Source organism: Pedobacter cryoconitis (genome assembly GCF_003259615.1).
GTDB classification, from domain to species: Bacteria; Bacteroidota; Bacteroidia; order Sphingobacteriales; family Sphingobacteriaceae; genus Pedobacter; species Pedobacter cryoconitis.
The window spans coordinates 73,903-99,239 of sequence record NZ_QLLR01000006.1 but is presented as its reverse complement, the minus strand read 5'-3'; the positions used below and the strand labels follow the sequence as shown (position 1 = coordinate 99,239).

General features: G+C 40.0%; 19 protein-coding genes and 1 riboswitch. Of the genes, 8 read left to right on the top strand and 11 right to left on the bottom strand.

Features of this window, described 5'->3' with window-relative positions; genetic code table 11:
- Positions 1-55: 55 nt before the first annotated feature.
- On the bottom strand, positions 56-634 hold the full coding sequence (locus tag LY11_RS09155) for a Crp/Fnr family transcriptional regulator (protein WP_111633415.1): 579 nt from the start codon (positions 632-634) through the stop codon (positions 56-58).
- Between the two features lie 193 nt (positions 635-827).
- Here LY11_RS09155 and LY11_RS09150 point away from each other — a divergent pair, with 193 nt between their 5' ends.
- The gene (locus tag LY11_RS09150; RefSeq protein ID WP_111633414.1) at positions 828-2,084 is read left to right on the top strand and encodes an aminotransferase class V-fold PLP-dependent enzyme; all 1,257 of its coding nucleotides are present in this window, start codon (positions 828-830) and stop codon (positions 2,082-2,084) included.
- Between the two features lie 77 nt (positions 2,085-2,161).
- Here LY11_RS09150 and LY11_RS09145 read toward each other — a convergent pair whose 3' ends face one another.
- Positions 2,162-4,828, bottom strand: coding sequence for a TonB-dependent receptor (locus LY11_RS09145; protein ID WP_170132657.1), 2,667 nt, complete (start codon positions 4,826-4,828; stop codon positions 2,162-2,164).
- 321 nt (positions 4,829-5,149) lie between these two features.
- A riboswitch (cobalamin riboswitch) is annotated at positions 5,150-5,342 on the top strand.
- A gap of 195 nt (positions 5,343-5,537) precedes the next feature.
- Here LY11_RS09145 and LY11_RS27050 point away from each other — a divergent pair.
- Together LY11_RS27050 and LY11_RS09135 are read left to right on the top strand one after the other, a co-directional pair.
- Positions 5,538-5,735: a hypothetical protein gene (locus tag LY11_RS27050; protein ID WP_245952682.1), complete on the top strand. Its 198-nt coding sequence runs from the start codon at positions 5,538-5,540 to the stop codon at positions 5,733-5,735.
- Positions 5,735-6,118, top strand: coding sequence for an acyl-CoA thioesterase (locus tag LY11_RS09135; protein ID WP_111633412.1), 384 nt, complete (start codon positions 5,735-5,737; stop codon positions 6,116-6,118). Before LY11_RS27050 ends, LY11_RS09135 begins: the two co-directional genes overlap by 1 nt.
- Before the next feature lie 39 nt (positions 6,119-6,157).
- On the opposite strand, the gene LY11_RS09130 is transcribed toward LY11_RS09135, so the two are convergent.
- Both LY11_RS09130 and LY11_RS09125 read right to left on the bottom strand, forming a co-directional pair.
- Positions 6,158-7,351: a cytochrome c3 family protein gene (locus LY11_RS09130; protein WP_111633411.1), complete on the bottom strand. Its 1,194-nt coding sequence runs from the start codon at positions 7,349-7,351 to the stop codon at positions 6,158-6,160.
- A gap of 104 nt (positions 7,352-7,455) precedes the next feature.
- Complete coding sequence (locus LY11_RS09125; protein ID WP_111633410.1) at positions 7,456-7,917, bottom strand: Lrp/AsnC family transcriptional regulator; 462 nt, start codon at positions 7,915-7,917, stop codon at positions 7,456-7,458.
- 234 nt (positions 7,918-8,151) lie between these two features.
- On the opposite strand from LY11_RS09125, the gene metE reads away from it, so the two are divergent.
- Positions 8,152-10,470 (top strand): 5-methyltetrahydropteroyltriglutamate--homocysteine S-methyltransferase, encoded by a 2,319-nt coding sequence (metE, locus tag LY11_RS09120; RefSeq protein ID WP_111633409.1) that lies wholly within the window; start codon positions 8,152-8,154, stop codon positions 10,468-10,470.
- A gap of 109 nt (positions 10,471-10,579) precedes the next feature.
- Here metE and LY11_RS09115 read toward each other — a convergent pair whose 3' ends face one another.
- Together LY11_RS09115 and LY11_RS09110 are read right to left on the bottom strand one after the other, a co-directional pair.
- The gene (locus LY11_RS09115) at positions 10,580-11,497 is read right to left on the bottom strand and encodes a helix-turn-helix domain-containing protein (protein ID WP_111633408.1); all 918 of its coding nucleotides are present in this window, start codon (positions 11,495-11,497) and stop codon (positions 10,580-10,582) included.
- A gap of 204 nt (positions 11,498-11,701) precedes the next feature.
- Entirely contained in the window at positions 11,702-12,535 is an 834-nt protein-coding gene (locus LY11_RS09110; protein ID WP_111633407.1) for an SDR family oxidoreductase, read from the bottom strand.
- 281 nt (positions 12,536-12,816) lie between these two features.
- Here LY11_RS09110 and LY11_RS09105 point away from each other — a divergent pair, with 281 nt between their 5' ends.
- A complete protein-coding gene (locus LY11_RS09105; RefSeq protein WP_111633406.1) occupies positions 12,817-13,983 on the top strand; it encodes an FAD-dependent oxidoreductase in 1,167 nt (388 codons plus the stop codon).
- 57 nt (positions 13,984-14,040) lie between these two features.
- Here the strand turns inward: LY11_RS09105 and LY11_RS09100 are convergent, their stop codons facing one another.
- Entirely contained in the window at positions 14,041-16,620 is a 2,580-nt protein-coding gene (locus tag LY11_RS09100) for a TonB-dependent receptor (RefSeq protein ID WP_111633405.1), read from the bottom strand.
- Positions 16,621-17,156: 536 nt separating this feature from the next.
- Between LY11_RS09100 and LY11_RS09090 the strand changes: the two genes are divergently transcribed.
- Positions 17,157-18,005 carry an SDR family oxidoreductase gene (locus LY11_RS09090; protein WP_211321516.1) on the top strand — a complete coding sequence of 283 codons (849 nt, stop codon included), beginning with the start codon at positions 17,157-17,159 and terminating at the stop codon, positions 18,003-18,005.
- A gap of 79 nt (positions 18,006-18,084) precedes the next feature.
- On the opposite strand, the gene LY11_RS09085 is transcribed toward LY11_RS09090, so the two are convergent.
- Entirely contained in the window at positions 18,085-18,687 is a 603-nt protein-coding gene (locus LY11_RS09085) for an FMN-dependent NADH-azoreductase (protein ID WP_111633402.1), read from the bottom strand.
- A gap of 122 nt (positions 18,688-18,809) precedes the next feature.
- On the opposite strand from LY11_RS09085, the gene LY11_RS09080 reads away from it, so the two are divergent.
- The gene (locus LY11_RS09080) at positions 18,810-19,187 is read left to right on the top strand and encodes a winged helix-turn-helix transcriptional regulator (protein WP_317047987.1); all 378 of its coding nucleotides are present in this window, start codon (positions 18,810-18,812) and stop codon (positions 19,185-19,187) included.
- A gap of 63 nt (positions 19,188-19,250) precedes the next feature.
- Here the strand turns inward: LY11_RS09080 and LY11_RS09075 are convergent, their stop codons facing one another.
- Both LY11_RS09075 and LY11_RS09070 read right to left on the bottom strand, forming a co-directional pair.
- On the bottom strand, positions 19,251-19,985 hold the full coding sequence (locus tag LY11_RS09075; protein ID WP_111633401.1) for an SDR family oxidoreductase: 735 nt from the start codon (positions 19,983-19,985) through the stop codon (positions 19,251-19,253).
- Positions 19,986-20,046: 61 nt separating this feature from the next.
- Positions 20,047-20,928: a helix-turn-helix domain-containing protein gene (locus LY11_RS09070; RefSeq protein ID WP_111633400.1), complete on the bottom strand. Its 882-nt coding sequence runs from the start codon at positions 20,926-20,928 to the stop codon at positions 20,047-20,049.
- 307 nt (positions 20,929-21,235) lie between these two features.
- On the opposite strand from LY11_RS09070, the gene LY11_RS09065 reads away from it, so the two are divergent.
- Positions 21,236-23,569: a GH92 family glycosyl hydrolase gene (locus tag LY11_RS09065; protein WP_111633399.1), complete on the top strand. Its 2,334-nt coding sequence runs from the start codon at positions 21,236-21,238 to the stop codon at positions 23,567-23,569.
- A gap of 36 nt (positions 23,570-23,605) precedes the next feature.
- Here LY11_RS09065 and LY11_RS09060 read toward each other — a convergent pair whose 3' ends face one another.
- A complete protein-coding gene (locus tag LY11_RS09060) occupies positions 23,606-25,336 on the bottom strand; it encodes a RagB/SusD family nutrient uptake outer membrane protein (RefSeq protein ID WP_111633398.1) in 1,731 nt (576 codons plus the stop codon).
- Position 25,337 lies beyond the last annotated feature (1 nt).

Below are 25,337 nucleotides of genomic sequence, written 5' to 3'. Positions count from 1 at the left end.
AGCAAATCTATGGCTGTATTACCGGGACTGCGATAACATTTGTTATCAAATCAAATCAGCGCTTTTCCCTGATCAGCTGGCTTTTGATACGGCTGAGGTGTACTGAACTCACACCTAAATAAGAAGCAATATAGTGCTGGGGTATGCGCTGAATGACCATCGGTTTTTCCAGTATTAATGCCTGGTAACGTTTTAAAGGAGAATCTCTGAGAAACGAAAAGAAATGATTCATATAATGAAACATCCGGTCGAAAAGGTTATTGATAAATACGTTTCGTAGTTCAGGTGTACTTTCAAGTACCGGAAGCATCTTATCCAGATCCTGTTTACTGATGTACCAGATCACACAGGGTTCGATGGTTTCCAGCGTAAGTAAACTAGGTATTCCTTTTTTTAAGCTTTCTATGGAAGCTACCGTTTCCTGCTCAAAAAAGAATTGCATAGTCAGATCTTTTCCATCATTGTTAAACCAAACACGGACACAGCCTTTTTCAATGAAGAATATCTTTTTTGCAACCTCACCTTCTTTAAGCAGAATTGTTTTTGCCGGAACTTCTATTTTCCTGAGATAACCGGAAAATTCTGCAAACTGGCTGTCACTCATTGGGAATTTTTTCCTTAGCTGTTCAAGCATACACTGATTTTTTGCTGAATATCAATAATTTCTTACAAAACTAGTCTTTATTAATTCCTCTTCGTTTCGAAAGCTATGACTAAGGTAGCCGGGAGGACCTTCGGAAATTCTAAGCAAGAAGATCAGGAACAAAACATTAACTTAATATTCAGGCCATATCAATAAGTTTTATTTGCAGCTTAATTCAAAAAAAATGGATAGAAGAGAACTCCTGAAAACTATTGGCATCCTGTCGGGTTCATTATTAATCAATGATTATGCAGCTGCACAGAAAAATGCGGCCTCCATCGTATTGGAAAATGGAAAAGATCAGTTATCTATTCAGGAATTCCAGAAATTTTACAAAACAGACCGTTCATTTACCAACCTGGAGAATGGGTTTTTTGGCGTGATGTCTGAACCGGTTCTGACTGCATTTATTGAAAATACAAGAATTGTGAACAGCAGGTTATCTGGCTTCGCAAGGTTAGAGTTTCCGCAGCTTTACCGCGATACACTGGCATTATCAGGAGCCTATCTGAAATTACCTTCAAACTCGTTTATTTTTACCAGGAATGCTACAGAAGCACTCAATATTGCTATCCAGGGTTATCCTTTAACTGCAGGTGATGAGGTTGTTTTAAGCCAGTTTGACTATGACAGCATGGTGGAAACCTGGGAAATGCTGCAAAAAACCAAAAAGATTAAACTGATTTATGTGGAAATCCCTTCGCACCCTGAGTCCGCAGCAGCAATTGTTCAGCTTTACAAAAATGCAGTGACCAGCAAAACCAAAGTTGTCCATCTTACGCATATCAATCATTTTACCGGGTTGATTCTTCCTGTTAAAGAAATCACGGCGGCTTTAAAGGCCTCTGGAGTTAAAACTATCTTAGATGCAGCACATTCATTTGCGCATATAGATTATTCCATCACAGAACTTGGAGCCGACCTGGTAGCGATCAATCTTCATAAATGGTTTGGATCACCCGTGGGTACAGGTTTACTGTATATGAAGCCAGAACTGATCAGCAGTATGGATCCGTTATTCGGTGATGTGAAGCAAAAAGAAAATAGTATTTATAAACTGGCACATTTTGGGACGACACCATTTGCTAATATAATGACCATAGGGGCTGCATTGGCTTTTCAGCAAAAGATAGCTCCCGTAGTCAAGCAGAATTATTTGCAGGAGTTAAAAAAAACCTGGATCGATGGGGTACAGCATTTATCAGCAGTAGAAGTACTTACGCCCGTCAGCCCGCAATGGTCATGTGCTATAGGAGCTTTCCGGATGAAAAATATGGACGCTAAACGGGCTGTCGATAAATTGTGGTCTGATTACCAGATTTTAAGTGTTGTACGTAACCTGAAAGGAGGGGACTGTATCAGAATAACCCCCCAGATTTATAATACCGTCGCGGATTCAGAGCGCCTGGTCAAAGCATTGACGGCACTTAATAACGCATAGGACAAAAAATCCACTGTTAAATTATAAAAAAAGGGCGCATCCGATAAGATGCACCCTTTTTTAGTAAATCAGGGAGCTTAAAAGCTATATCCTAACTTAGCATAATAATAAGCACCTGTAACACCCAGCTGACTATTGTTCCCATTATAATATTTGAAATTTCCATTGAAACTCAGACTAGGATCATTTAATGGCGGCATTTTATCAAAGATATTATTTGCACCTATTCCAAACCTGACCTTGTTCTTAAATTGATAAGAAACCTCAGCATCTAAAGTAATCAGCGCAGGCATTGTGTTTAAGCCGATTACCTTTTGAGGAATTGGATACTGGTTAGACAATTCTCCGGCTCTGTAAACTCTCAGCGAGCTGGTAAATCCATTCAGGTTATGTACGATAGACATTGTGAAATTATTCTGTTTAGTTGCAGTTGCAGCAATACGTTCAGGATTGAAAATATTCTCATTTAAGGAAGCTAAAGTTGCTGAATTGTGTACACCGACAATTTTAAGCAAGTTATAGTTATAGGAAGCCAGAAAAGTGAAATGTCCTAAATCTGTGGTGTGTAATTCATATTGAGCAACGATGTCTATACCTTGGGTACGGGTATCAATTGCATTTGCAAAATACCTGGCAGACTGGATACCAACGATATTATAAGTATCAAATAATTTCTTGATCAAAGGGTTGCTGGTCGTAAAAAAACTGGTTCTTACAATTCTGTCGTTGACTCTTACTGCATAGAGATCGGCCGTAATGAAGAGGTTTTTTACAGGCAAAGCGGTTAATCCAGCACTCACATTATATGATTTTTCGGGTTTTAAAGGCTGTGCACCTAAAGCAATGGCCGCAGGAGAGTTGATCGGTAAAGTACTGTTCTCTCTGGATACAATCTGGCCAACGGCCGGGTCAAGTGTATAATTGGTTTGTGTTTGGGAGAAATAAGATTGTTGTAAAGAAGGCGCTCTGAAGCCTGTATTGGCAGCTCCACGAATCGCATAACCTTTTATGAACTCGTAACGGGCAGAGATCTTTCCATTCAGCGTAGAACCAAAGTCACTGTAATATTCATACCGCGTTGCCGCACTTACGGTAAAAGATTTAGTGAAATCTGCCGTTAATTCTGCATAGGCAGCACTGGTATTCCTGCTTTGAGCTACCTCATTACTTGGGCGGTATCCTACATAACCTTGTGAACCTACCGGAGCTCTCTTTCCTGCATTCGGACCGTCCAGAATAGGCACGCCACCGTCAATATAGGAAGCTTCTTCACCGGCTTTGATGGAATAATTTTCCACTCTGAATTCCGCGCCATAAGCTAAGGAATAAACCTTGTTCTGATCGAGTGCTTTTACAAAATCGAGATTAGCAGCATACTGGTTAAAATGATGTGTACCCAGGTAAAAATCTGTCGGACTTTTTGTACCTAAAGAAGGATTGTCAGAATTCAACAGGTTAAACTGTACTGAGTTTCCACCCATAGAAATACTCGCATCCATCATCCCAAAAGACTTGAAGTCTTGTTTATAACCACCTGAAAAAGAGTAATCTGTGGTAACTATTTTGCCTCTGGCCAAAAACCCGTCCGGGTAAATAGAACGTACCGTACCATCATCACTTGGGAGTCTGAAACGGTTACTGCCATTGAGTGTATTGTTGTAATTTACGCCTCCAAAAGCATAAATTTTACCTTCATTTTTCAAGGGCTGCGAATAATTGATCATCGTTCCCAATACCTTTTTCTGCGGATCTCCCTCAATCATGGTTACTTTTGGATCGGCAGCGTATGCTGCATTTTTCGCATCGCCTATGGGATCTGAATAAGTTACATTACCAGCTGCGTTTTTAATGGTCCCAAAATACTGTTTTCTTAAATCAGCACCCGCTCTTACAGTTTTTTCAGCATATAATCCTTGCACAGCCACGTTAAGTACCCCATTGTTTTTTAAAGCAAAGCCTTTATCTATCCCAATCTTGGTATTGAAACCGTCTCCTCTGGAAGTAATTCCGCTTTGGACATCGACACTGCCCCCGGTATCTTTTTTCAGAATGATATTGATTACCCCGGCAATGGCATCTGAGCCGTAAATAGCTGCTGCTCCATCTTTTAATACTTCGATAGATTCAATGGCTGATACTGGGATTGCATTTAAGTCTACGCCAGTATTGTCAGCAATTAAAAAGGCACTGATATGTCTTCTTTTTCCGTTGACCAACACTAACATCTGGTCGGTTCCCATACCGCGCATGGTACTTGGCCTGATGGTTTCCGAGCCGTCTCCGCGCACAATACGGTTTTGGGTAAACGAAGGAACAAGCATTTGAATCAGTTCGGCTGTATTGGTATAGCCAGAAGTTTTAATCTCCTGCGAGGAAATGAGCTGAACAGGAACGGGCGATTTAATGATACTTCTGCTTTTTCCCCTGTTTCCTACAGAAATGCTCACCTCATTCAGGTTGGACGAATTATCAGTCATCCTCACCGTAATTACAGTGTCTTTGATTAATTTAATCGTTTTAGCAAATTTGGCAAAACCGACACTGGAAATTTCCAGCTGATATACCCCGGTTTTTAGCCCGCTGAGCACAAACGAACCATCTGCGGCAGATTTAGTCATTTTGTGTACGGGGTTCAGTGTAATTGTAGCGCCCTCAATCAAGCTGCTGCTTTCTGCGGCAGCTATTTTACCTTTTAAGGTCAGCTGCGCTTTTAAAGTGCTCGCTGACAGGGTGAATAGTGCCATTAAACCAAACAATTTTTTAAAGCTGGTGGACATAGTCTTCATATAAACATTCTCTTTTTTGACAAAGATGTTCTGTGCATATGAAGCTGATGTTATGACATCTTTATGCTAGCCTACATGAAGGCAGGAAATAAACTTACAGGTTGTAACGGTAGTGGTGGTCCAGACTTGTTAAAATCGTGTCAATTGTGTTTAAAGGATGTTATTCTGCTTAAAAAAAGTGTAACAGATAAGTTATGTGAAATTAAAGCGATAAATTTAATGGTGTTAAGCCAATTTTATTTGGTTTTATTTTCTACATTGCAAAACTGTTCTTTGCATACCACATCAAACCGAAATGGTTATACTTAATTGTAGATTCATAGGGAATCGTGTGTAAATCACGAACTGTCGCGCAACTGTAAGTAACTAAAAAAGGTTTTCATCCACAAATATCCACTGTTCTGCCGATAGAATGGGAAGGATGATGAAAACCGTTACAAGTCAGGGAACCTGCCTATTCCGAATGGACAATGCTTTCGCGATTCGAAGCTTTTAGTCTGACAGGTGTTTATTCTTATATGGAAAAATATGCCCCCGATATTCAGGTGGTTGTATTGCCGTATATTTTTATTCCTCCTGCTTTTCTTAAAATTTTCCCGTCAGCAGTATTGTATTAAAAACCGAAGAACATTTTTAACCGAAGCTAATTTTTTTAAAAAAACTGACGATGCAAACAAACGATGTTAAATCCCCCGGTCAGAAATTCCGGGAGGCTTTAAAAACAGAAAGTCCCCTTCAAATTGTGGGAGCGATCAACGCTAATCATGCTTTATTAGCACAACAAGCTGTTTTACACCCGTCATTGGAATATAACAGACTGGCCAATACGCCTGTAGATGAATTCATGGATTTACTCGTAATTTAATGACAATAGCAGAGAAAATCAATGAATCGGAAACACACGTTTTTAAAGTGGTATTTCCAGATACGACCAATCATCACAATACGATGTTTGGCGGAAGAATACTAATGATGATGACCGAAACGGCGTTTATGACGGCGACCAGGTTCTGCAGGAAAAGCTTTGTGCTGGTGAGCAGTGGTCAGATAGATTTTACGAAACCTATTCCTGCTGGTTCTCTGGTTGAATTAGTAGGCAGGGTAGAGCGTATTGGCCATACGAGTATTGTGATACAGGTGGAAGTTTATTTAGAGAAAATGAGGGAAGAGTTCAGAGAGAAAGTAGTCAGCGGCTCTTTTACTTTAGTCGCGATTGACCAGGATAACAAGCCTGAGCCGATTCTGTAATTTTTAATCCACCCGGTTTTAAAACCGGGTGAATTAAAATTATTTGCCCTGAATCAAATCATTATAAATTGCAATACGGTGTGTACGCAATTTGTAGGGTATCTTTTCTTTGCTGTTGCTCATCTGGAAGCCAATAGCGTGAGACTCTTTGACCGGCATATGGCAGTCGATGCAATTCTTTGCCAGCATGGCTTTGTCTCTATTTTTCAGGGTTTCATGTTTTACGTCTTGGTGACAGCTCATACATTTAGCGGAATAAATGGCAACGCCAAGTTTTTTATTGTCATGTATATCGTGGCACGTGATACATTCTGCCTTCCCAATTTTGTAGCACATACTGGCTTCAAGCAGCGGCTTTTGTTTACCATGTACATCGGGATCTTCGCCTCTGTAGGCGCTATATTCGGGTAATGTTTTTAATGTATCCCCCGGTTTAAAATTGAAAGTAGAACTCACTGTCTGGATACCCGTTCCTGAATGGCATACTCCACAGGCATCTATTCTTCGTGATAACGCCAGCTTTTTATAACTCACCATGAAATTGGCTATTTTTACTGTAGGGTTTTCCTGATGAAAGGTGACATGCTGTGCCGCGGGACCATGGCAGCGTTCGCAATCTATACCAGCAATAATGGAGTTTTTAACGTATTCTTCAGTTATCGAAAAATTGGGGCCCTGCACCAGTTTTTTGTCCGCGAAAGAGCTGTGACATTCTAAACAACGCGAAATGATTGGTCTGCCGAAATAAATCTGATCGTCAGGGAAACCCGGGCTGTTTACCCATTGATGTTCTTTTGTCAGATAGTTCAATGGCATTTGCATCAGTTGTTTGCCATACCAGAATGCGAACGTATACGCACTATTTCCTGCACCAAAAATCATGTCTGTATGTTCAGTTTTTTTATCAACCCCATGGAGCAGCGCAGATTGATATAGGCCATCAGCACGGTTTTTCACCTGTACTTTAGTTTGTTCATTAAAAATAAACTCTCCATCAGGCAGGTGTAAGCTGTCGGCAGCACCAGGATTAGTCAGCATCTTTGAAGCATTGAAGTGGGAATTGTGGACTGCAGATGCTGCCAGGTCTTTATGACAGCTTACACAGGTAGAACTTCCTGCGTAGGCTGGCCCTCTGCTGTCATTGGTTTTGCTTTTTACCTGTGTACATTGCACAAGCGCAAACACAAAAATACCTAAAATACAAAAAATCAGGAAGAGGCGGCTCCGGTTCATACAGTAGCTTTGGTTAGTAGATTAGGAATTGTTAACTAAACTAATAAAAAATTTCAATCAGCTGACAAAAAAATACAAAGGGTTACTTTTTCCGGAATTCCTTTTTAAAAACTAATATTATAAGAGTTTTTAATTTCTGCCATTGCAAAAGTACTATGCGTACTTCCTATGCTTTTAACAGACCCTAATTTGTTAAAAACAAAATCCTGGTAATGTTTCATATCCCTTGCATAGACTTTTAAGATGAAGTCAAAATCTCCCGAAATATTATAACATTCTACTACTTCATCGATCTTTAAAATGTCTTCTACAAATTGATGACCTATTTTTCTATCGTGCTGTTTGAGTTTAATATTGCAGAAAACTATAAATCCCTGGTTAAATTTATCAGGATCAAGTATGGCAATATACTTTTTAATATAGCCATTGCTTTCCAGTCTTTTTACCCGTTCAAAAACGGGAGAAGGGGACAGGCTTACTTTAACTGCAAGCTCTTTTATCGTGTAATTTGAATTGTTGCCGAGTATCTTCAGCAGCAATAAATCTGTTTCATCAAGTTCTTCCATAGAATAATTTTCCTTAGTGCTGGCAAAAATAAAGACTTAAAAGCATAATATGCTTCAATTATATGATAAAAAAGTTATTTATACTTATTTAATGAGGTAAGTTAAGTTTTAAAATCTTCATATATACATTTGTGGGGAATTAAAAACTGATTTGTTTAAATAAGCACCTGAAATTAAGAAATGATCCGGGAGCTTTTTACAATGATTATTAACCATTTAAAAAGTTGAAGAAAGATGCAAACGCACAACCTTGGCTATCCGCGAATTGGTAGCAACAGAGAATTAAAAAAAGCCTGTGAACAATATTGGTCAGGCAAAATTACACTAGCAGAGCTTTTAAGTAAAGGAAAGAATATATCAGAGCACAACTGGAAATTACAGCAGGAAGCAGGAATAGACCTGATCCCTTCTAACGATTTTTCTTATTATGATCAGATCCTGGATATGTCCTTAACAGTAGGGGCTATCCCGAAACGCTATAACAAGGTGGCTTTAAAATCCAACAATGAAATGGATTTGTATTTTGCTATGGCAAGGGGTTATCAGAAAGAAGGGCTGGACATTACAGCAATGGAAATGACCAAATGGCTGGATACAAACTATCATTACATCGTTCCGGAGTTTTACAAAGATCAGGAGTTCAAATTATTCTCCAATAAAATCATCAATGAGTTTGTGTGTGCCAAACGATTGGGGATCAACAGCAAGCCTGTAATCATTGGCCCGGTTTCATACTTGTTATTAGGAAAGGAAAAAGAAGATGGCTTTGATAAATTAGATTTAATTAAAAAATTACTGCCTGTTTATATCCAGATTTTAACGGAGCTAAAGGCGCATGGGGCGGAATGGATCCAGTTTGATGAGCCGTTTTTAGCTTTAGATATTAGCGATAAAGTAAAGGAAGCATATAAAGCTGTTTATGCGGAGTTGAAAAAGAAATTTCCTCAGCTAAAGTTTTTGGTAGCAACTTATTTTGAAGGTTTAAAAGATAATCTTGCTTTAGCAGTTTCATTGCCTGTTTATGCGCTGCATATTGATTTGGTACGTTGCCCTGAGCAACTGGATGACGTGCTGAATGCTATTCCTGGGCAATTGGTATTATCACTTGGAGTAGTTGACGGAAGAAACATCTGGAAAAATGATTTCGAACAGTCATTGGCGGTGATCAAAAAAGCAGTAGCAAAAATTGGTAGTGACCGTATACTGGTTGCGCCTTCTTGTTCTTTATTGCATTCTCCTTGTGATCTGGACCTGGAAACCAATGATCAAACCTTAACGCCTGAGATTAAGCAATGGCTGGCTTTCGCTAAACAAAAGATTGATGAAGTAGTGGTATTGAAGGCTTTAGCTGCTGAAAACCCGGATTCAATTGTAGCAGCGAAACTGGAAGAAAATAAAAAGGCGATCTCCAGTCGTAAAACTTCTAAACTTATTCATAACGAGCAGGTTAAAGCGCGCGTGGGTTCGATTACAGCACAGGATTCGCAAAGGATAAACCCTTTTCCCGCACGTAAAAAAGCACAACAGGAGATTTTACAGTTGCCTCTTTTCCCAACAACTACTATTGGTTCGTTTCCACAGACTCCTGAAGTAAGGAGTTGGAGAGCACAGTTCAAGAAAGGTGAAATTACACCTGCTGAGTATGATGTTTTACTGAAAAAAGAGACAGAAGAAACTATTCGCTGGCAGGAAGAAGTTGGTATTGATGTCTTGGTTCATGGCGAGTTTGAGCGCAATGACATGGTAGAATATTTTGGCGAACAATTAGCCGGTTTCACCTTTACAAAAAATGGGTGGGTACAAAGTTATGGTAGCCGCTGTGTGAAGCCTCCTGTTATTTATGGCGATGTGCACCGTCCTGAAGCGATGACAGTTTACTGGACACAGTTTGCGCAGTCATTGACTAAAAGCCTGGTTAAAGGAATGTTAACTGGCCCTGTTACGATTTTGCAATGGTCTTTTGTCCGCAACGATCAGCCACGTTCTGTTACTTGTAATCAAATTGCATTAGCGATCCGTGATGAAGTGGTAGATCTGGAAAAGGCAGGGATCAAAGTTATTCAGATTGACGAACCTGCTATTCGCGAAGGTTTGCCTTTAAGAAAATCGGATTGGCAAGCTTATTTAAAATGGGCAGTAAATGCGTTTAAAATCTCTGCAAGTGGTGTAAAAGATGAAACGCAAATTCATACGCACATGTGCTATTCTGAATTTAATGATATTATCCAGAATATTGCGGATATGGATGCTGATGTAATCACCATTGAATGCTCGCGTTCACAGATGGAGTTATTGGATGCTTTTGCAGATTTCAAATATCCGAATGATATTGGGCCTGGGGTTTATGATATTCATTCTCCAAGAGTCCCTTCTAAGGAAGAAATGATCGGACTTTTAGAAAAAGCAAAGGCTGTAATTCCAGCAGAACAAATTTGGGTAAACCCGGATTGTGGCTTGAAAACGCGTCATTGGCCGGAAACTAAAAGTGCTTTGATTGCGATGGTGGCAGCTGCTAAAGAAATGAGTGCAAATGAATTAGCTGTACTTAATTAGCAAATTTGTTAAACGATCTGCTGATTAATCAAAAACCTCTTTACAATTTGTAAAGAGGTTTTTGATTTTATCGAAATTCAATTATCTGTGAATTGAAATAACAGCATACTTATTCCAAATGGTTTGTGTTAGTCAAAAGTCTGAAGTTTGACGGGATTTGTTTCGTGTGCTTTTTGAAAAAATGGCTAAAATTAGAAGGGTCCTCAAAACCAAGGCTATAGCTGATCTGTGAAATATTCCATCCCGAGTGCTTCAACATAGAAATGGCTTCCATAGTGATCCTATCTGAAATATGATTTGTAGTTGTTTTACCTGTAACAGATTTCACAGCCCGGTTCAGGTAATTGACATGAACTCCTAATTTATCTGCGTAGGCTGCTGCTGAACGCATTTCAAATTCTTCTGACGGAGATTCAATAGGAAACTGCCTGTCCAGCAACTCACTGAAAATAGCGGTAATTCTGGCTTTCGCGTCAACAAACTGATAAACTTTATCCAAAGGAGACATTTTCATCGCCAGGTGTATCAGTTCATTTAAATGGGTCCGCATCAGATCGTGCTTATATTCATAGTCTGTTAACAGATCTGCCTGCATTTTTTTAAACATGTTGTCAACCGACTTTTCCTGAGCTTTATTTAACATGAATACGGGTTTTGCTCCGTTAGCAAATAGGCTCAGTTCGCGAATCCCGTTTTTGAAGTAGTCGTTGTAATAAGACTCCCGGAAAATTAAATATCCGCCAAAGTTGCTTTCTTCGAGCATATCTAAAGTGTAAGGCACATCGGGATTGAAAAAAACCAGTGCAGTTCCATTTATTTCAAGACTTTTATCGCCATAATGGAGTAAAACGCGACCTTTAAAAAGAGCTACTTTATAAAAATCTCGCCTCCGGTAAATGATTTTTGCACCATTTGCACATTGTTCATTAGTCACGATCGCAAATTGGGTTTTACCATGATTTGCAGATTGATCATACAGCGTAAATTTCTCTCTGTAAAAACTTTCTAATGTTTCAGTTTTTTTCATTGCTTAAATTTATGGATTTCCGGCTGATCAGGGTAATTTACTTAATTTTTACCTGGTTAAGCTATTCAGGAACTTTAGCGTGTCCTGTGTTGATTTTTGTGACCTTTCGAATACTTCTTTGGTTAAGCCTACATGAAGTTCATATTCATCGTTTGCTATGCCAGCTATAAGCGCAGAGATATTGTGTTTTTAGTCGTTTTCATATTATTTAGATTCTTTGTTCAATATTTCGGGAATAAATAATTTTCTCATGTAGTTCACATAATCCTGATCACTTTTATTTTGTCTTGCGCCAAAATATAAATGGGTATCCACTCCGGCCATATAACGTAATTGATCTTTGTTGTCGCAGGCGGCTTCATAAATCACTTGCGCAATATCTGCTGTGGTTGAGCTCATGGTGTCGTTTTTAGCCCAATTTTCGAGTGCAATTTTATCAAATTCTTCATAAGCAGTTATGCTGTCATTCGCAGACATGCTTACTGCGCTGAAGAAATTGCTTTCTGTTGATCCTGGCTCAATTATTTTGACTGAAATATTTTGTGACAGCAACTCATAAGCCAGCGATTCAGAGAAGCCTTCTATTGCAAATTTAGTGGAGTGATATAAACTGCAGGTGGGAAAAGTTACTCTTCCGCCCTGCGATGTAATATTGATGATTAAACCAGCTTGTCTTGCTCTGAAATGCGGGAGAATAGCTTTAATGACATCCATTACACCAAATACATTGACACTGAATTGCTGCAGGATTTGTTCTGTGGTCGATTTTTCAAACGCACCGAGTACTCCAAAACCTGCATTGTTCACAATAGCATCGATACTTCCAAATTTTTCAATTCCAGCTGAGATAGCCGCTGCAATACTTTCTTTGTTTTGAACATCCAGTTTTGTCAAAAAGATATTTTTAATGGCAGATAGTTCTTCCTCTTTTTCTGGTGAACGCATGGTGGCAATTACATTCCATCCTTCTGCTGCGAATTTTTTTGCAGTTGCTTTACCAATTCCTGAAGAGGTTCCTGTGATTAAGATCGTTTTCATAATGTTATTTGATTAAGTTAAATTTTTCTATGAGTTCAATTGATTCGGGGGGTACTGTGTTAAATAGTTGATCATATGAATGTTTTTTAACACCACAAAGTTATAGGGTGAGGCACAGGGTATCCTGTTCGTTTCAAACCAATACTTGTGCAATTCAAACCTTACTGTGCAGTTTTTATCGGGTACTTTTATTTACGACTATTTTTAAACTGAAACCGGCTATTTTATCCGCAGGAAGACGCGTAATTTCAGTGCACCAAAATCATAAATGATTTCAGCTTATGTGGTTACAGAATAAAAAAGTCGCCATCGTTGGCGGTGGTCCCGGAGGATTAACCTTAGCACGATTGCTCCAGCTCAAAGGGATTGAGGTGAAAGTTTACGAAAGGAGCAAAGATAAATCGGCTGATCAGCAGGGTGCTACACTCGACTTACATTACGAGTCGGGCTTAAAAGCATTGCGGGAATGCGGATTGATGGAAGAGTTTAAGAAAAACTACCGGCCGGGAGCTGATCGGCTAACGATCACTGATCAGTATGCAGCTTTGAAGTTTTCCGAGGCTGAAGAAGGTGTGCTGCTGGATTTGAACAGCGAATATGCCCGCCCTGAAATAGACCGCGGCCCGCTTCGTAATTTACTTATTGAAGCATTGCAAGAGGGAACTGTGGTTTGGGATGCCCATTGTACTGAACTAAAAAAAGGTAAGACTGGCTGGGGGCTGGTTTTTGAAAATGGAACAGTTGCCTGTGCAGATTTAGTAGTTGCAGCAGACGGAGCGCATTCAAAAATCAGGAAATACATTACAGCTATTCGGCCGGTTTATTCAGGCATTACTATTGTTGAAGGCAACATTTACAATGCTGCGGTTTACGCACCAAATTTGTGGAAATTGACAAACGGAGGAAAAGTTTTTGCAATGGGCAGCTGCAAAACAATTGTGCTGAGTGCAAAAGGTGAAGGTTCTCTTTCGTTTTATACAGGCACCAGTGAAACAGAAGGTTGGGCGAAATCGGGTAGTATTGACTTTAAAAATAAAGAAGAGATATTGACATGGTTTAAACAACGCTTTTCAGATTGGAGTGTAGATTGGCAGGAGGCGTTTTTAGCTGATGAATCTTATTTCATTGCCAGGCCGCAATATTGTTTCCCTGTAGATCAATCCTGGCAAGCTCTTCCTGATTTAACCATGATTGGCGATGTAGCGCATGTGATGCCTCCTTTTGCAGGTGAAGGAGTGAACCAGGCTATGCAGGATGCACTGGAATTGTATGAAGCATTGTGTTTAACGGATTTTAATTCTTTGCAGGAGGCCATTGCGGCGTTTGAGAAAAAAATGTGCAGCCGGACTTCAGCAGTAACAGTGGACACTTTATTGCAAACTGAGGCATTACATGCGGAAAATAGTCTTCAGTATTTGCTGGATATGTTTAACCAGTTCCGGGATTAATAAACAAGCCGTCTCCTGTTTGACTGAGGAAGACGGCTTGTTCGCTATAGAGGGTTTTTATAAATTATAGCGTAAGGTTACCCCGTAAGTTCTTGGGTCACCAAGTACGCCAGCATATAAACCAGAGTTACCTGCAGCAGCCTGTAATTGCTCGTAATAGGTTTTATTTGCAAGATTTCTTGCCCAGACAAATACGGAGAATTTATCGGACTTAAATCCTAATCTACCATTCAGCAGTGAATAGCCTTCAACATTTAATACGCGTGAAGGGGTTGGGTTTGAAGAGTATTCTGAACGATAGCTGGCATCAGCAGCGATAAAATATCTGCCTGTTGTGGTGGCCAGTTTGCCGGGATTACTGAACTCTGCACCGCCAGAAACATTCCATTTAGAGATACCTGGTAATCTGCCTCCTGAGGCATCTTTAAATGCGACCTGTGTAGCAACGCCATTCACGGTTTCCGTATGCCCGGTTTCTTCCAAAGGCAGTGGTGCATTGGTGAATTTTACATATTTGCCATCAAGATAGGCCATGGCAGCGTTTAAAGTTAAGAATCTTCCTATTTGGTAAGTTCCATCGACTTCCAGACCTTTTACCCTAACTTTTTCTGCATTCGCAAGGTAGCCTCTGTTTACACCCAATTGTGGCGATTGTACATTGGTTTGGTAATCTTTAATGTCTGTGTTAAATGCGCTGATGTTTACTATTGCACCTTTAATTGGCTTGGTTTTAATACCTAACTCATAATGCTGAACATATTCTGGTTTTACGATAGCCACAGACAGGTCTGCTTCTCCATTAGCTGTAGTTGGCAAGCCGCCTACGTTAACGCCAACTGGTTTATAAGCAGTAGAGAAAGTTCCGTAAGCATTTAACTTAGGGTTAGGGCGGTACGATACGGTGATATTACCCGATAAATTATTGTTGTCTACATTCGTAGTGAATCGCTGATTGGCATAAACAGCTGTTTTTAAGGCAAGTAAAGCAGGATCTGCTGTTTGCAGGCCTCCATAAGTTGACCTGTCATAATCGACATCTTTTTTATCATAAGTATATCTTAAACCTGGTAAGACGTGCAGGTGATTCACCACTTCCCAGTCAACCTGTGCGAATACCGCAGCACTCAATGATTTAATAGTTGAATTGGTTTTAATACCGTAGCCATCTAACAAACCTGGTGTTGAGTATAGCGCCTGAGCACCGGTATTGCTGGTTTGCACAAATCTCCACTGATCTTTACCGACTTCTTCGGTCTGACCCAGTCCTTTTAAATTCTGGCCCAGCACAAATACACCAACTACACCGCTTACTTTTTCAGATAAATTACCTGCATATCTAACTTCTTGCGAGTATTGGTCATGGCGGGAAGTTCCCTGAGACTTGGTTAATGCAGACAATTCTGAGAAATCCCTGTCGTTTGTAGGGTTCCAGTTCCAGAATCTCCAGGCAGTAGTTGAAGTAAGTGTTCCGTTACCTATTTTATAATCCACATTTACTGATAAACCACCAATGGACTGGTCATGCTTCCATGGCGTATTGGTATTGATGGTTCTGGATTTAGGGTCTGCTACTGGCTGCTGGTATCCCAAATCAGAAACAATTTTGGCATATTGACGGTAAGGGCTTCTTTCTGTTGCTGTAACGCCTGCAATTACCAGCGGATAACCTGCAGGGTGCTGGATACTTGCATCACCACTAAACAATATTTGCAATTTATCTGATGGGGTATAGTATAGCTGGCCTTTAAAACCAAGGTTGTTTTGTCCGCTATATCTGCGTTCTTCTTTCGTGTTGAAGATTGTACCGTCCCTTTGGGTTCCGGAAATAGATAACCTTGCTGCAAGATTTTTTCCAACACCACCTGTAACCGATGTTTTCGCCTGCATAAAGTTATAGTTACCAAAACTCAGTTCAACTTTTCCGCTTGGTGTTTGCGTTGGTTTTGCAGTAGTAATATTAAATGCACCAGCCGTCGTATTTTTACCGAACAGGGTTCCCTGCGGGCCACGCAGTATTTCTATTTGTTCAATGTCCAGAAAGTCGGTAGAGGTAGCGGCCGGACGTGCCTGGTAAACGCCGTCCACATAAAAGCCTACTCCAGGATCAATCCCATCGTTGGTTAAGCCAAATGTTGAACCTAATCCCCTGATATTAAGTGTCGTGTTCCTGGCATTTGAAGCATATAACTGGACTGAAGGAACCAGTTCTTTTAAACGATTGACGTTAAAAGCTCCTGCATTTTCTGCGGCTTGTCCACCGATAACAGTAATGGCGATAGGTACATCCTGCAATACTTCTGAACGTCTTCTGGAGGTAACAACAATTTCATCGAGCAGTGCACTCTCAATCAGCACTAATTCAAAAGGTGTATCCTGAAGCTTTAGAATCTGAAAATCCTGAGATTTGTAACCTACTGAACTTACCCGAAGGTAAAATGGAAGCTCTTGTTTTGAATCGATACTAAACTTGCCATCAATATCTGCAGTCGCAGAAATTTTAGTGCCTCTGATCAGGACTGTTGCATGTGGTACCGGAACGCCGTTACTACTTTTTATAACGCCTGTTATCGGACTTTGGGCAAAAACATAATTTGCCGCGAGCAGGAGTGAAAGGATAATGAGTAAATGTTTCTTCATAATGTTAATAGTCAATGGTTAGTTGGTTATACACAGCCAGATAACTGGTTTTATGCGTTGGTTTTGGGTGATTCTAGTGAAGCAAAATCGCAAAGCATGGCCATAAGGATGTTTTCAGTATCCAGCCAGATTTTAAAATATGATGTTTGCGGGCGTTTTAGTCTTGCTCAGTGATTACTGAACAGAATCAGCAACAACAGTTACAGTCTGAAAGAAGGAGCGTTCCTTCTGTAGCTGTTTTTCTTCTCATTTTTATGAAATGTAAGTCTGTTTTCATTTGGTTCTAATTGTAAAGAGTTATTTTGATTATACGAATATAGTATTCTTTTTTTGTTAAAAAGATTAAATCTATAGATTTTGTAGTTTTTATTTGAAGTGTCAAAAGGAAACTATCTTTAATGGCCTTTTTTTATGTTTATATATTATTGATGTGTGGTTAGCAGGTACTTACAATAATACCTGTCTGGCAACTCTGACCTCTTATAAAAACTCTAAAACAATCATCCGGGCACGATGTTATTCTGGAAAAATAAATTATGGCGAAGATATTAATAACAGGAGCAGGATCAGGATTTGCAAGAGAAGCAGCCTTACGTTTAGCTGAAAAAGGAAATTCAGTAATTGCTACCGTTGAAATTGTAGCTCAAATTGCTGGTTTGAAAAAAGAAGCTGAAGAAAGGGGCATCGATTTGCAGGTGGAGAAATTAGATGTTACCAATTCGGATGATCATAACAAAGCCTGGAAATGGGATATAGATGTTTTATTAAATAATGCTGGAATTTCAGAAGGTGGCTCTGCCGTAGATATTCCATTAGAAAGAGTTCGCCGTCAATTTGAAGTCAATGTTTTTGGCCCGCTTGCTTTGACGCAGGGCTTCGCTAAGAAGTTTATAAAAAATAAGAAAGGGAAAATTGTATTTCTTTCTTCTGTAGCGGGATTATCGGCTGATCCTTTTACTGGCGCTTATGCTGCATCCAAACATTCAATTGAGGCTTTCGCAGAAGCATTGAATAAAGAAGTGAGTGAATTTGGTGTTCAGGTTGCAACGATAAACCCTGGTCCTTATTTGACTGGTTTTAATGACAGGATGTTTGAAACATGGAAAGAATGGAAAGTTGACGGAGAAAATACCATATTCGATTATAGTAAAATAGCTTTTCCTCATGAACAATATGATCCAGAAGCTATCGTAGATTTAATTGTTAAAGTTTTAAGTAATGAGATCGATAATTACCGCAATCTTTTGCCTGAATCCTTTGCAGAGCAAATCAAAGAACAACAAAAATTAATATGGACCAAAAAGCAAAATAGTACAAGTGGGAAACGTGATGAACTGGTACAAAAGGCTTACGAAATTAAACCGGGGACTCCAGTTGAAGGATAAAATAGCTAGTTGTAATAATGTTTGAGGCAATGCAGGGGGAGCATCCTCAAACATTATTTTGTATCTAATAAAAGATGATCTAATCAATCTCTATACTGTCAATTGCTTTCTCCATCGCAAGTTCCTTTACGCCGGGTACTTTTAACCCTTCAGCACGGACTACCGTTAGATCTGTCATGCCTAAAAAGCCAAGGAAGGACTTCAAATAGGGGGCAACAAAGTCGTTGGCTTTACCTGGACCTTCTGAATAAACCCCGCCGGAAGACATGGCCACATAGACTTTTTTTCCAGTTACCTTTCCGAAAGGGCCACTTTCTCCATACCCAAAAGTTATTCCTGCCCTGGTAATATGATCAATCCAGGCTTTTAAGGAGGAATGAATAGTGAAATTGTAAAGCGGCGCACCAATGACAATGATGTCTGCAGCCAGTAATTGTTTAACGGCATGGTCAGAAAAGCGTATGGATTCTTTTTCCTGTTCGGTCAGCTGATCTCCGGGAATAAAGAAGGTACGAAGAACATCAGGAGTAAGATGCGGAATCTTGGCATCTACAAGGTTTAATTCTTCCACTGTACTATCCGGATACTTTTGCTGAATTTTTTCAACTATAGTACTACCCAGCTTAATGCTGTGTGATTCTTTGCCTTGCATGCTTGAGATTAAATGAAGGATACGTTTCATATGAAAATTTGCTTATTTAATAATATTAATAAAAGTAAAAGTAGGATTGATAAGGCGTTAAAAGTCAGTACTTACCTAAAGGAAAGCGGTTACATTGAGGTAAGTGGTGTATCTTTACCCTTATGAAAATGATTAGAAATGAGGATCTTCCAAGCCATGAAGAATGTGCAGGCTCGCTCAAAAACGTGCTTGATGCGCTGTATGTTCTTAATGGAAAGTGGAAAATGGCATTGATCCTTTGCCTGGTGCAGTCGTCGAAGCGCTTTAACGAGATTCAACATGAAATCACTGGTATATCTTCCAAGGTACTAGCTAAAGAACTAAAAGATCTGGAGTTGAATGACTTTATCAAACGTAATGTATATCCGACCACTCCGGTAAGTATTATTTATGAAGCAACTGAATATAGCCGGACTTTAAAAAACGTGATAGGTGAGCTAAGTGCCTGGGGGGAGCAGCATAGGGAAAGAATTAAGCAAAGTATGCGGAAACAATCCTGAATTCTAAAGATCCCGGTTTAATTATATAAGGACTCTTTACACCAGCGTAAAGAGCCCTTATTTTTACCAGGGACAGTTTGTTCCAGGGAAATATTCTTCGCTGAAATATTCTCCAGTAGGGCCATTCTGGTCGGTTAGTGCATACTTGGCAATACGTTGCCCTGCTTCTTCTACAGTGCTTGTACCTTGTTGATCGGTAAAATCAGTTTTCGTCCATCCCGGACAAACAGCATTGACTTTAAATGGGGTATTCCGAAGCTCGTAAGCAAGGTTAACTGTATACATGTTAAGCGCCGTTTTACTAGACTGGTATAGCGCCATTTTATTGTCGTAACCGGCAGAAGAAGTATCGGCTGCCAAAGTCAGTGAACCCATCGCAGAGCTTACATTTACTATACGAGGTTCGGATGACTTTTTCAACAGCTCAATAAAAGCCTGCGTTACGCTAACCACACCAAAAACATTTGTTTCATACACCGTTCTGAATTGATCGGTAGTTGCATGGAGTGCTGATTGCGGAAATCCTCCCGAAATTCCTGCGTTGTTAACGAGCACATCCAGAACATTCGATCCTTTACTAATTGTTGTATATGCGCGATGGATAGAATCCTGATCGGTCACATCCAATCTGATGGCTTCTACGTTTGTAATTCCTTCAGATTTAAGCTTTTCAACCGCTGATAAGCCGCTTTCTAAGTTCCGGCTGCCTAAATAAACCAAAAATCCTTTTTTTGCAAGAATTTTTGCTACCTCAAAGCCAATGCCTTTATTTGCTCCTGTTACTAATGCTGCTTTCATTTTTTTTTAATTATTGAACAAAGCTAGGCAGGAAGAAAACGGGTAATAGGGACAAATCTGTTTAATTGTGGGACAAATCCTGTAATTCAGCCAGGTAACGGCTAACGCTCTTACCGGTGCTTTTTTTGAAAAGACGTGAAAAGTAACCAGGATCGTTAAATCCAAGCTCATAAGCCAGCTCCTTGACCGAAATATTGGTGTATTGCAGTTTTCTCTGTGCTTCGAGCATGATCCGGTTTGTTATCCATTCTTTTGGAGAAACACCTCCGAATTCTTTTACAATGCCATAAAGCGTACTGGAGGTCAATGCCAGCTCATCCGCAATACGCTGTACATCGTGATGCTCGGTCAGTTGGGTTTCCACTGCCAGCTTAAAAGCTATATATTTTGCCAGTTTAGAACCGGCAATACCTTCCTGACTTTGATATTGCTCGAAATAAGCGGTATTGAACTCGGTCAGCAGCGTATGCAAGTGTGCGAGGATGACCTCAGCTTTTCTCTGTTTTCCGGGTGCATGCAGGAGCAGAAACAGTCCTGAAAGCAGATTTTTAATCCGTTGTTGTGCAGCCGGATCAAAAGTGATTTTGTTGGCATTGAACGGATTAACAAGAAATTGATAATTACCGGGCAGGAGCGTCAGTGTATGCTCATCAAAAGAAAGAGCATACTGCTGCATGTTTGCGTCATAGGGCAACTTGGTAAAGATCTGGTTGGGCAATCCGAAAGCCAGTTCGCCATCATTAATGGTGAACTCTTTCAGATCAGTTTTAAATGTTTCTGAACCCTTTTCCAGGTATTGGAAATAATAATAGGAAAGGCGGTGCGGTTTTCGCAATATACGCATGACATCCTCAGGCAAAGCTATCTTACAATTCTCATTCAAAGCGATCGTCAATTTATCGTGATGCCTGATCTTGTCCAGTAATCCTGTCGTTTCTTCCACAGTTGGTCATTTATTTAAAACAAAGATAATTAAGTCCGGGCAGAAGCCTGCATTTAAAAGTTAGTTGAGTTTTTCATCTGGCTAATTTATGTATATATGTACATACAATTATAATTTAATTTAAATATTACCTTATAGATAATTGATTTTTTTGTGAAATCAGCAGAAGTAATCTCTTTAATTGCTTGTTTTATAATGTATTTTGGATTATTAAGAATTTAAAATATATTTGGCTATTATGTATGTACATTTACCCATTGTATATTTTATAGTTGCTGTTTCTTTAGTAATACCAAAATCTTAAAGCATGATGAAAAGGATTGTTCTCCTGTTATTAATTAGTATTCAAACTTCCTTCCTTTATGCACAGCAAGAGGATGGACCAGTCCAATATGTAAAACCTAACATCGGATCTGCGCATAGCCGATACTTTTTCTATACTCCTGCAGCAGTTCCTTTTGGCATGGCCAAATTAGCCCCGAGTACTAATGGCAGTGAAGGTAATCCATCAGGATGGGAAGCCGTAGGATATGATGATCGGCATAGTTCCATAGAAGGTTTCGCCAATTTTCATGAGTTTCAGATTGGCGGGATAGTCTTTGCACCAACAGTAGGGAAATTGAAAACATTTCCTGGTAAAAAAGAGGAGAAAAATTCAGGATACAGATCTTCTTTTGATAAGTCTGATGAATACGCTACTGCTGGTTATTACCGGGTGCTTTTAAAAGATTATGGTATTAAGGCAGAGCTTACTGCAACAAAAAGGGTTGGCTTTCATCAATATACTTTTCCGGAAACAACCGCTGCCAATATTATCTTTGATATTGGTCACAAGATGGGGGAGAGCGGGCCGGTAGTCGATGCAAAAGTGACTTATGCTCATGGTCATATATGGGGCTATGTGGTTACCAAACCTGTATATGTTCAGAAATATCAGAAATCAGCTAATGTGACTATGTATTTTTATGCAGTAATGGATAAAATGCCGGTCTCATATGGTGCATTCAGGGATAGTACACAGTTTAAAGGGCTTCAAACCATTCAAGGGAAGGGAGCTGGAATATATTTGCAGTTTAAAACAAAAAAGGGCGAGCAAATTGGAATTAAAACAGGTCTTTCTTACACTTCTGCAGACAATGCAAAACTCAATTTGAACAAAGAGGCTTCAGGATTAACTTTTGCAAAGGCAAAGGCTGGTGCCACTCAAAAATGGAATAAGTTATTGGGCAGAATTGAAGTAAAAGGCGGATTGAAACAGGACCGGATTAAATTTTATACCGGACTCTTTCACGCACTTTTAGGCAGAGGTCTGGCCAGTGATGTGAATGGTGCCTATCCTAAAAATGACGGTGGAACAGGACAAATCCCGCTATCGGGAAATGGTACTCCGAAATATCACCATTACAATACCGATGCCATTTGGGGTGCCTTCTGGAACCTGACTCAACTATGGGCTATTGCTTATCCGGAATACTATAATGACTGGGTACAAAGTCAATTGCTTGTTTATAAGGATGCAGGTTGGCTCGGCGATGGTATTGCCACCAGTAAATACGTATCTGGTGTTGGAACGAATTTTACCGGACTGGCGATTGCAGCAGCTTATAATGTTGGAATCCGGAATTATGATGTTCAGTTAGCCTATGAAGCTGTACGAAAAAATGAGCTGGAAGCCAGAGGACGTATTCCCGGAGCTGGAAAGCTGGACGTTGGCGTTTTTGTAGAAAAGGGCTATTCACCCTATTTAAAGGATCTTACTGGTAACCCGGAGTTAAATACGAAAGGCTCTCCTTTTGGAGCTTCTCACACGCTTGAATATTCTTTTTCTGCTTTTGCAGCAGCACAATTTGCTAAAGCTCTTCATCAAACAAAAGATTATAACCAATTGACCAAGCTTTCCGAAGGCTGGAAATTACTATATGATCCCGCTACAAAGTTCATCAGGCCTAAGGATGATCAGGGAAATTTTTTAGCTAAGTTTAATCCTTTTGAACCTTGGAAAGGTTTTCAGGAGGGTAATGCCTGGCAGTATACATTTTATGTACCTCAAGCACCAGAGCAACTGGTAAGTTTGATTGGAAAGGAAACTTTTAGCAGCCGGCTGGATAGTATTTTTACTGTTTCGCAGAAAAATTCATTTGGTGGTGGAACAGAGATTGATGCTTTTGCGGGAATTCAAGGCTTGTATAATCATGGGAATCAACCGAACTTACATGTTGCCTGGTTGTTTAATTATGCAGGAAGACCGGATCTGAGCCAGAAATGGGTTAGGGCAATTTGTAATGAATTTTACGGCACTGATGGTATACATGGGTACGGATATGGTCAGGATGAAGACCAGGGGCAGTTGGGGGCATGGTATGTACTGGCTGCCATGGGACTTTTTGATGTAAAAGGGTTGACAGGGCCCGATCCTTCTTTTTTAATAGGAACACCATTGTTTGAAACTGTGAGGATTAAACTTCCTAAGGAGATAAGAAAAAATGAGTTTTTGATTAAGGTTCGTCAACAGAATCCAGCACATTTTTATATTCAGGGTGGTAGGTTTAATGGCCAAAGGTTGAACGCGTTTTCTCTTAAGTTTGAAGATTTAGTTAAGGGTGGGTTTTTAGAACTAGTTGCTGGTGGAGAAGGTAAGTAAAGCGCATCAGAATTTGTTCTGATACGCTTTAGCTAATTAATAACCTGGGTTTTGTACCAACTGAGGATTGATATTCATGATCGAAAGCCCGATCGGAAATATCTCCGTGTGTTTGTCTCCGTCTGGTTTTTTATCCCACCAGGTACCACTGCTGAATACCCCCCAGCGGATCAGGTCTGTTCTGCGCCTGTTTTCTCCAAGGAACTCGCGTCCCCATTCATCCAGCATCTCCTGATCATTGAGCTGACTTCCCCCTGTTTCATAAAGGCTGGGCGATCCCGCCGGATAATTGCGTTGACGCACAGCATTAAGCAATTGTGCTGCGCCTGCTCTGTCACCAGCACGGTATTTACATTCGGCAAGCGTGTAATAAACTTCAGAAAGGCGGACCTCAGCGTATGCGGATGTAATTCGATTAGGATCAGTGGTAGGATATACTGGATATTTAAGCATAAATACTCCGGAGTTATGATCCGCATGGTTCATATTTGATTCTTTGTCTGTTGGTTTTATTCCAGGCTTGTTGCTGAGAAACATTCCAACCTGATCACGGATAAATAGGGGATAATTCCCTTTATTTCCTTTAACCGTATCTGTTACTGTTTTTCCATTTACATTATGCTGATAGGGCAGGTATCCATACAAAAACATTCCTTCACGTTTGCTATTACCAAGGTTCTTATATAATTTAAGACGAAGATCATCCGGATATTTTTGAAACTTTACGAAAGGTTTGCCTAGCTGAAAACCATACTCTACACTATCTACATCTCTTCCCGGCTGTAAGGCATATTTGGGGTTCGATTGTCCGAAATCCGTGAAACCGCAATACAATGGTGCTGCATCATAAGTCATTCCAAAGAAATACATTCCGCCGTCATACTGCCAGTGCGTACGGGAGAGACTTGCTGGAAAACCGTAAATGACCTCTGAATTTGGTTGAGAATTGGTATAATCAAAAGGTGCATCCCATTTGTTATCCAAGGTATAGGCACCATATTTACCATTGATGATGTCCTGAGAAACAGCAGCACATTCTATGAATTTTTCTTGTCCGGTATAGACTTTGGCATTGAGATAGAGCCTTGCCAGTAAAGCAGCAGCTCCTGCTTGCGTCCAGCGTCCAATACCATTGGCCCCTAAATTAGAACGCGTAGGTAAGTCTGGGATAGCGGCCTTTAATTCTGATTCAATAAAGTTAAAGGCCTCTTGCGGGCTCACCTGTTTTCCACCTTGTGTCTGATTCTTTACTTCTTTGACAATTTCAATATTTCTATAATAATCGAGCGCCCTGAGATGAAACCAGGCACGTAAAGTGCGTAACTCTGCTTTAAAATCTGCTAATTCGGCAGTGGTAACGTTTAATTTTGCAGGGTCCTGAATGGATTCCATATCCTGCAGAGAATTAGTTGCCAATACGATCCCCTGATAAAATGCAGTCCAGGCACCACTGGTAAAACTATCATTAATGGTCCAGGTATGATAGTGCATGCGCTGATAATAACCTCCATTTTGCCAGTCACCTTGCCGGTTGAATGTCCCGAATTCATCCGAACTATCCTCATTGACTGCAAAAATATCATTGCCTTGAATACTCCAGTAGGCATGTTCAAATGGGCGCAAAAAGTCGCGGATCACATCCTCACGGCGGGTGAGGAATACGCTCTGGTCAACCTTATCATAAATTTTTTCATCGAGTTTGGTACACCCGGATATAATGATGAAAATAAAAAGTGCTGCTATTTTAATATTGAGATTTTTTTTCATG